Below are 7,298 nucleotides of genomic sequence, written 5' to 3'. Positions count from 1 at the left end.
CTTTGAAGCCGGGGGAGCAGCGGCTGCCGCCGGTGGTGATGGCCTCGCCGCCGGCGATGAGCTTGTTGAACTTGCCGGGGGTGTGCTTGATCGTGACCGCGGTGTCACCCACGGAGTTCTTGATCTCGGCTATCTCCGTGGCCGAGACCGTGCTGTCGACGGTGACGACGACCTTGCCGGAGGCCTTGTCCGTGTACCAGGCCGTACCGGCGATGTCGGCGCCGCGGATGGCGGTGCTGGCGTCGGCGAGCTGGGCCGCGGTGGCCTTGGCGGGGGCCGGCTCGGGCGCCGCGATGGCAGTCGGGGCCGCAAGCGCGACAGCGGTCACCAGACCTGAGGCGACGGCGAGGAGCCGTACGCGTCCGGATACCGCGCCGAGGGGGGAAAAGCGCTTGATGGTCACAACATCCTCCATAGGTGGGGGAAACTCGCGGTCCGTTGGGTAAGCGGGCCGCTGTGGTGCGACCGTCCACCGCCATTCGGTTTTGGCCGTGAACCTGTCAATCGCACGACTGAATCGTTGACTCCGTTTGGACTTTGAGCAAGGCCCACTTCTGGACCGACGGGCGAAGAACGGCTGCCGCGACCGGACGCGCGTCTGGAGCGGGCCTGAAGTCCGGCTACGCGAAGGCGTGTTGGCGAGGTCCGCCGACCGGCCGTGTCACCCGTCAGTTAATTGCTGCAAAGCCCGTGCTGACGGGAGTGTGGCCGGTGAATGACCGTCAGAACGCACGGTCAGCATGAGAATCGGCTGAGAGCGCCATTCGGCCACATGGCCAGGTCGTCACAATCACACATGCTTCACCGTGGGTGGTGGATGTATGACGCAGCGGGTTCGGAAAGTGCGGTATGTGATGGCCGGAAGGTGTCGGAGCGGCGGAAGTTCTACCCGCGTCCCGGAGGTCGGCTCGCCCGTTTGTGCGGCGTACTCCCCAAATGTGCTCGTGTTGATCATGGCCGAATATGAGCGGAGGCCGGGCGTCCGGAGGTGGAACAGCGCGGCGTGGCACTTGGATTCGACCGATGGGGCGGTCTTGCGGGACGTCAGTGACGTGTGCTCCGGATGGGCCGGCGGATGAGGCCTCCCACCGCGTTGCATCCGGCAATCCCGTTCCGGCTCACGGAAACATACCGACTGGTCGGGCTGGTGGGTAGAGGGTCGTGGCGGAGGGACCGTACGGGTGAGACCTCCGGGTGCCGGGCCCGCGCCCGGGGTACTCGGGTAGCAGCAGCCTTGCGTGAGCAGCCCGCCCGACCGCCTCGTCCGACGATCCGGCCCTACGACCTCGCCGTACGACTTCGCCCTACGACCTCGAACGAGGAGTCCGCCATGAGCAGCGAACTGAAGATCCTCATCGCCGTGGCCGTCCTCCTGGTCGCGCTGACTCTGGGCATCGCGATCGCCCTGGTCGTCCGGCTCGTACGGGCCCGTCGCGCCCTGCGCCGGGCCGGCCTGCCGGTCGAGAACGGCTGGGTGTTCTGGGCGGCGGTCGGCTATCTGCTGCTCCCGGTCGATCTGCTGCCCGATCCGGTCCTCGTCGACGACATCGGCGTGCTGCTGCTGGCGCTGCGCTCGTTGCGCCCGCGGACGACGGAACTCCGCTCAAGGACCACTCGGTAACGATCACATCCACCGGTACCGCTACCTCGGCCGATGACGGCCCGGGCTGACCCATCCGGTGCGGTCAAGGGATGATCGCACCGGCACCATGGCAGTCGGCCCAGCGCCCTCCTATCCCGGCACGAGAGGTATCAGTGACTCAGCACGCGTTCCCGGACGGCAGCGGCACCCGTAGCGATGACACCAGCGGCACCGGCGCCCGCACCGGCACCCGCGCCCGCACCCGCATCGGCGGCGGCGACCGCGACTGGTGGCGGGAGTCCGTCGTCTACCAGGTCTACGTCCCGAGCTTCGCCGACTCCGACGGCGACGGAATGGGCGACCTCCGCGGGATCACCGACCGGCTCGGTCATGTGGCGGAGCTCGGCGCGGACGCCGTCTGGCTCACGCCGTTCTACCGCTCCCCGCTGGCCGACGGCGGCTATGACGTCGCCGACTACCGGGAGGTCGATCCGCGCCACGGCACTCTGGACGACTTCCGCGCGCTGCTCGGCCGGGCCAGGTCGCTCGGTCTCCGTACCATCGTCGACATCGTGCCCAACCACTGCTCCGACCAGCACCCGTGGTTCACCGAGGCCCTCGCGTCGCCGCCCGGCTCCGCCGCGCGCGACCGTTTCATCTTCCGGGACGGAACCGGTCCCGACGGCGCGGAGCCGCCCGCCGACTGGCAGTCCAAGTTCGGCGGCGCGGCCTGGACACGGGTTCCGGACGGCCAGTGGTACATGCATATCTTCGCTGCCGCACAGCCCGATCTGAACTGGGAGAATCCCGAGGTCGCCGCCGAGTTCGAAGCCATCCTGCGGTTCTGGCTCGATCTGGGCGTCGACGGCTTCCGTATCGATGTGGCGCACGGGCTGCGCAAGGACCTCGTCCCGCCGCTGCGCAACACCCACGGCGGTGACTCGGCGTCCCTCAACTCCCCGCCCAGCGGCGAGAACCACCCGTTCTGGGACCGTGACGAGGTCCATGAGATCTACCGTCAGTGGCGGAAGATCACCGACTCCTACGCGCCGCCACGGATCATGGTCGCCGAGGCAGGCGTCAGCGCCGCCAGACTGCCGCTCTACACCCGGCCCGACGAACTCCACCAGGCCTTCAACTTCTTCTATCTGCGCTGTCCGTGGAACGCGGGCTCGTTCCGTGAGGTGATCGACACCTCGCTCACCGGCGCGGCGGCCAACGGAGCCCTGCCGACCTGGGTGCTGTCCAACCATGATGTGGTGCGCCACCGCACCCGGTACGGCGTGCCCGAGGGCACCGATCTCCGCGGCTGGCTGATGACCGGCGGCCGGGAGCCCGCGCCCGACGAGAACCGTGGCCGCAGGCGGGCCAGGGCCGCCGCGCTGCTGACGCTGGCGCTGCCCGGTACGACGTATCTCTACCAGGGCGAGGAACTGGGCCTGCCCGAGGTGGCCGATCTGCCCGCGGACGCGCTGCGCGATCCGATGTGGGAGCGGACGGGACACGCCGTGAAGGGCCGCGACGGCTGCCGGGTGCCGCTGCCGTGGACCAGGACGGGATCGTCGTACGGCTTCGGGCCCGGCGGCAGCTGGCTGCCTCAGCCCGAGGGATGGGGCGAGCGCTCGGTCGAGGCCCAGACCGGCGCTCCGGGCTCCTTTCTGGAGCTGTACCGTACGGCGCTGCGCCTGCGCCGCCGCCACCTCGGGGACGAGAGCTTCGTGTGGCTGCAGTCGGCGCCGGGCGAACTGGCCTTCCGCAAGGGCGGAAGCGCGGGCGGTGATGAGAGCGGGAACACGGGCCTGGAGTGCCGTGTCAATCTCTCCGACGAGCCGCTGCCGCTGCCGGCCGGCTCCGAACTGCTGCTCGCCAGCGACGAGTTGGCCGGTGACGGGACGACCGGCCGACTGCTGCCACCGGATACGGCGGTCTGGCTGAGCGCGAGCGCCGTAGCGGGCTGACGAGACGGCCGGGGCCGCCGGCCAGGGGCCGCCCGTACCTCGTACGAGCGGCCCGTTCGCCGTGGTGTGTCAGCCGGTGATGATCGCCGGATCGCTCACACCGGGCGTGCCGTTCTCGACATGTCCGGCCAGTCGGCGCAGGAAGCCCTTGTCCTTGTCGGACACCACCGTCAGGTCGTACCAGCGCTTGGTGCCGTCCAGCTCCACCGGGTGTACGACACGTCCGCCCGCCGGCACCTTGACGGTCACGCTCTTGCCGCCGTACGCGTTGGTGATCGTCAGACGACGGTCGGTTTTGCTCGCGTTCGTCAGTGTCAGCACCACACGCGCGGCGCCGGAGTCCTTGCCCGAGCTCCTGTGTCCATGGGCCTCGTGGGCCTCATGGCGGGCGGTCACTTCCGGGCCCGCGGTGGTGCCGGAGCCCTGGAACGTACGGAGAAAGCCGTTGGGCCCGAACACCGACAGGTCGTACGCACCGTTCGAATACGCCGTGTTCCATGTGTCGGAGAGCTGCTGCCCGGCGCCGGTGGTGTAGGTCCACGGGCCGTCGGTACGGTTCGCCGATGTCACGGTGAAGGACGCGCCCGCCGAGGCGCCACCGCTGAAGGTGAGCGTGAAACGCCCGGTCGACGGGGTCGAGGCGCCGTCCACGAACGGCGCGTACGGCAGCGGGCGCGTGGGCCTTGAGCCCTTCTCCTGCTTGGGCAGGACGGCGCGGTCGGGCGGCACCGGCCGGTAGCTCGGGTGCCGCTCGTGGTCCGTCGGCTCGTACGCGTCGGTGTCCGGCAGGGAGGCGGGCCTCGTGTCCTTGAGGCCGAAGTCGAAGGCGGAGGTCAGATCACCGCAAATGGCACGCCGCCAGGGCGAGATATTCGGCTCGCGCACGCCGAAACGGCGCTCCATGAACCGGAGGATCGAGGTGTGGTCGAAGACCTCCGAGCAGACATAACCGCCGGTGCTCCAGGGCGAGACGACCAGCATGGGCACCCGCTGGCCCAGACCGTACGGCCCGGCGGCATGGCGGCTGTCGCCCGGGAAGTGGTCGAGCGCGGTGTCGACGGTGGAGGCGCCCTGCGCGGCGGAGGCCGGCGGATAGGGCGGTACGACATGGTCGAAGTAGCCGTCGTTCTCGTCGTAGGTGATGAAGAGTGCTGTCCTGCTCCACACCTCGGGGTTGGAGGTGAGCGCGTCCAGCACCTGCGAGATGTACCAGGCGCCGTAGTTCGCGGGCCAGTTGGGGTGCTCGGAGAAGGCCTCGGGCGCGGCGATCCAGGAGATTCGCGGCAGCTTCCCGGCCTTCACATCGGACTTGAGGATGTCGAAGAAGCCGTCTCCGTTCTTCGCGTCCGTGCCCGTACGCGCCTTCTCGTACAGCGCGTCGCCGGGCTTGGCGTTGCGGTAGTTGTTGAAGTAGAGGAGCGAGTTGTCGCCGTAGTTGCCGCGGTAGGCGTCGTCTATCCAGCCCCAGCCACCGGCGGCGTCGAGCCCGTCGCCCGTGTCCTGGTAGATCTTCCAGGAGACACCGGCCTCTTCGAGCCGCTCGGGATAGGTTGTCCAGCCGTATCCCAGCTCGTCGTTGCCGAGGACGGGCCCGCCGCCCTTGCCGTCATTGCCTGTGTGGCCGGTCCACATGTAGTAGCGGTTGGGATCGGTGGCCCCGATGAACGAGCAGTGGTACGCGTCGCACACGGTGAAGGCGTCGGCGAGCGCGTAGTGGAACGGAATGTCCGCACGCTTCAGATACGCCATCGTCCCCGGGGACTTGGCCGGGATCCACTGGTCGTAACGGCCCTGGTTCCACGCCTGGTGACCGCCCGCCCAGTCGTGGTCGAGCCCGGCGATGAACTGCATACCGAGATCCTCGGCGTCCGGATGGTACGGCAGGATGTCCTTCGTGCCGTCCGACTGATGCCAGACCGACCGCCCGCCGACCGGTGTCACCGGCCGCGGGTCGCCGAATCCGCGTACGCCCTTGAGCGAACCGAAGTAGTGGTCGAAGGAACGGTTCTCCTGCATCAGTACGACGATGTGGTCGACATCCTGGATGGTGCCGGACCGCCGCCCGGCCGGAATGGCGGCGGCGCGGGCGATGCTCTCGGACAGTGCGGAGAAGCCTGCGGTCGCGCCGGCGATCTGAAGGAACCGGCGCCGGTTGAGTTCGGGCATGAGTGTGGGGACCCTGTCTCTTCGGAGATATACGGAACGGAGCGTGCGGAAGGAAGCGGAAGGAGGCTCTCAAGGTCATCCATCAAGGAGGAATGCCCGGTATCGCCGACCCGACGCCACGCGGTACACGACACGAACAGCGGCCCCGGCGAAAAACGCTTGGCACGGTCGTGTGCGCCAGGGCCAAGCGTTGTCCCGTAAGTGATCGTCGCAGGTGAGTCGTCGGCGCCCGGCACGCCCCGCCCCGAACGCCCACGCCCCACGCACCTGAACGGCCGAGGCCCCCGGCAGGCGGCCCGCTCGGGAGAAGGGGGGGCCGGCCGCCCCACCGCCGGCCGCCCGGGCGCGGTACGCCGTAGCCCCGGGGGCGGTGAGGCCGGTGCGCGGGCGACCGAACGGCGTGCACTGGGGGATCAGGCAAGGATCCGCCAGTTTTGTTCAGCGTTTTCTCCCTCCGGGCTGATTGAATTTTGGTCGTCAACCGCATTCCTCCAGGGGAGAACGCCGGGGCCCTGAGTAGTCGAGGGTTTGACCTGCCGCTGTTCGGGAATGGTCTGCCGTTTGCCGCTCGGAAATGCGCTCGGAGAACATGGGGCAAGTGTCATGATTTTTCGCATCGCCTTATGCACAGCCGCCGTAGCCATTCCCCCGTCGTCGGGCGTCGGGAGGAGGCGATGAGAGCCACCGCGTCTCTCTTCGACCGCGAGCAGGAACTGCGGCGTATCGGCGAGGGGTTGGCGTCCGCCGCCGCCGGCTCCGGCAGCTTCCTGGTGGTCTCCGGTGAGTCCGGCATGGGCCGCAGCGCGTTGGCCGACGCGGCTGCGGACGACGCCGAACGGCGCGGCCTGCTGGTCCTGCGGGTCCGCGGCAGCCACAGCGAGCGGGGCCTGCCCTTCGGGCTGACGCGACGTCTGTTCCTCGCCGCGCTGAACCGGCTCGGCGACGAGGCGAAGGCCCGCATCCTCGCCGACGTCCCTACGGCGGCGGCTCTGCTCTGCCCCGCGGCGCGGGATATCCCCCCGCCGCCCGCCGGCCTGCTGCGGGACCTGGACGCCCTCCACATGCTGCTGAGCGCGGCGATCCCGCACTGTCCCGGACAGGCGGCTCTCATCGCGGTGGACGACGTGCAGTGGGCGGACGAGCCGTCGCTGCGCTGGCTGACCACGCTCGCCGAGCGGGCTGGCTCGCTGCCCGTGATGCTCCTGGCGACCCGGTGCCTCGGAGCCGAGGGCGACACCCCTGAGCTGCTGGAGGAGTTGCTGTTCACCTGCTCCGACGACCTCCGGCTGACCCCGCTGAGCGGTGCCGGCGTCGCCGCGTGGCTCGCCGGGGCGCTGTCCGAGCGGCCCTGTGACTCCTTCGTGGCGGCCTGCGAGGCCGAGACCCGGGGCAATCCGCTGCTCCTGTCGGTGCTCGCCGCGCACCTCGGCCGGACGCGGCCGGTGCCAGACCCGGAGACGGTCGGGCTGCTGCCGGACGCCACCGCGGAAGTGGTCACCCGCTGGGCGCGGGTCGGTCTGCGCCGTACGTCCGCCGACGCCCCGGCGGTGCTGCGGGCGGTCGCCCTGCTGGACGGCGGCGCGACGCCCGAC

Annotated in this window: 5 protein-coding genes; 3 read left to right on the top strand and 2 right to left on the bottom strand. The window is 69.7% G+C overall.

From position 1 onward, the window contains the following. Positions 1-403, bottom strand: a 403-nt coding sequence (locus tag GA0115259_RS29845; RefSeq protein ID WP_176732697.1) for an alpha-lytic protease prodomain-containing protein, incomplete at its 3' end; no start/stop codon positions are given. 927 nt (positions 404-1,330) lie between these two features. Between GA0115259_RS29845 and GA0115259_RS29840 the strand changes: the two genes are divergently transcribed. Beyond that, complete coding sequence (locus GA0115259_RS29840) at positions 1,331-1,621, top strand: hypothetical protein (protein WP_093602792.1); 291 nt, start codon at positions 1,331-1,333, stop codon at positions 1,619-1,621. 71 nt (positions 1,622-1,692) lie between these two features. Beyond that, positions 1,693-3,540 (top strand): glycoside hydrolase family 13 protein, encoded by a 1,848-nt coding sequence (locus tag GA0115259_RS29835; protein WP_093602790.1) that lies wholly within the window; start codon positions 1,693-1,695, stop codon positions 3,538-3,540. Positions 3,541-3,609: 69 nt separating this feature from the next. Here the strand turns inward: GA0115259_RS29835 and GA0115259_RS29830 are convergent, their stop codons facing one another. Beyond that, positions 3,610-5,706 carry a phosphocholine-specific phospholipase C gene (locus tag GA0115259_RS29830; RefSeq protein WP_093602788.1) on the bottom strand — a complete coding sequence of 699 codons (2,097 nt, stop codon included), beginning with the start codon at positions 5,704-5,706 and terminating at the stop codon, positions 3,610-3,612. A gap of 674 nt (positions 5,707-6,380) precedes the next feature. Between GA0115259_RS29830 and GA0115259_RS29825 the strand changes: the two genes are divergently transcribed. Next, the coding region (locus GA0115259_RS29825) for an AAA family ATPase (RefSeq protein ID WP_161230496.1) at positions 6,381-7,298 on the top strand (918 nt) is incomplete at its 3' end.

The organism is Streptomyces sp. MnatMP-M17 (assembly GCF_900091995.1).
Lineage (GTDB): Bacteria > Actinomycetota > Actinomycetes > Streptomycetales > Streptomycetaceae > Streptomyces.
This window is presented reverse-complemented; position numbering and strand designations above follow the sequence as displayed.

Coding starts and splice junctions, on each gene's coding strand:
- GA0115259_RS29840 (WP_093602792.1), top strand. CDS start 1,331: ATGAGCAGCGAACTGAAGATCCTCATCGCCGTGGCCGTCCTCCTGGTC.
- GA0115259_RS29835 (WP_093602790.1), top strand. CDS start 1,693: ATGATCGCACCGGCACCATGGCAGTCGGCCCAGCGCCCTCCTATCCCG.
- GA0115259_RS29830 (WP_093602788.1), bottom strand. CDS start 5,706: ATGCCCGAACTCAACCGGCGCCGGTTCCTTCAGATCGCCGGCGCGACC.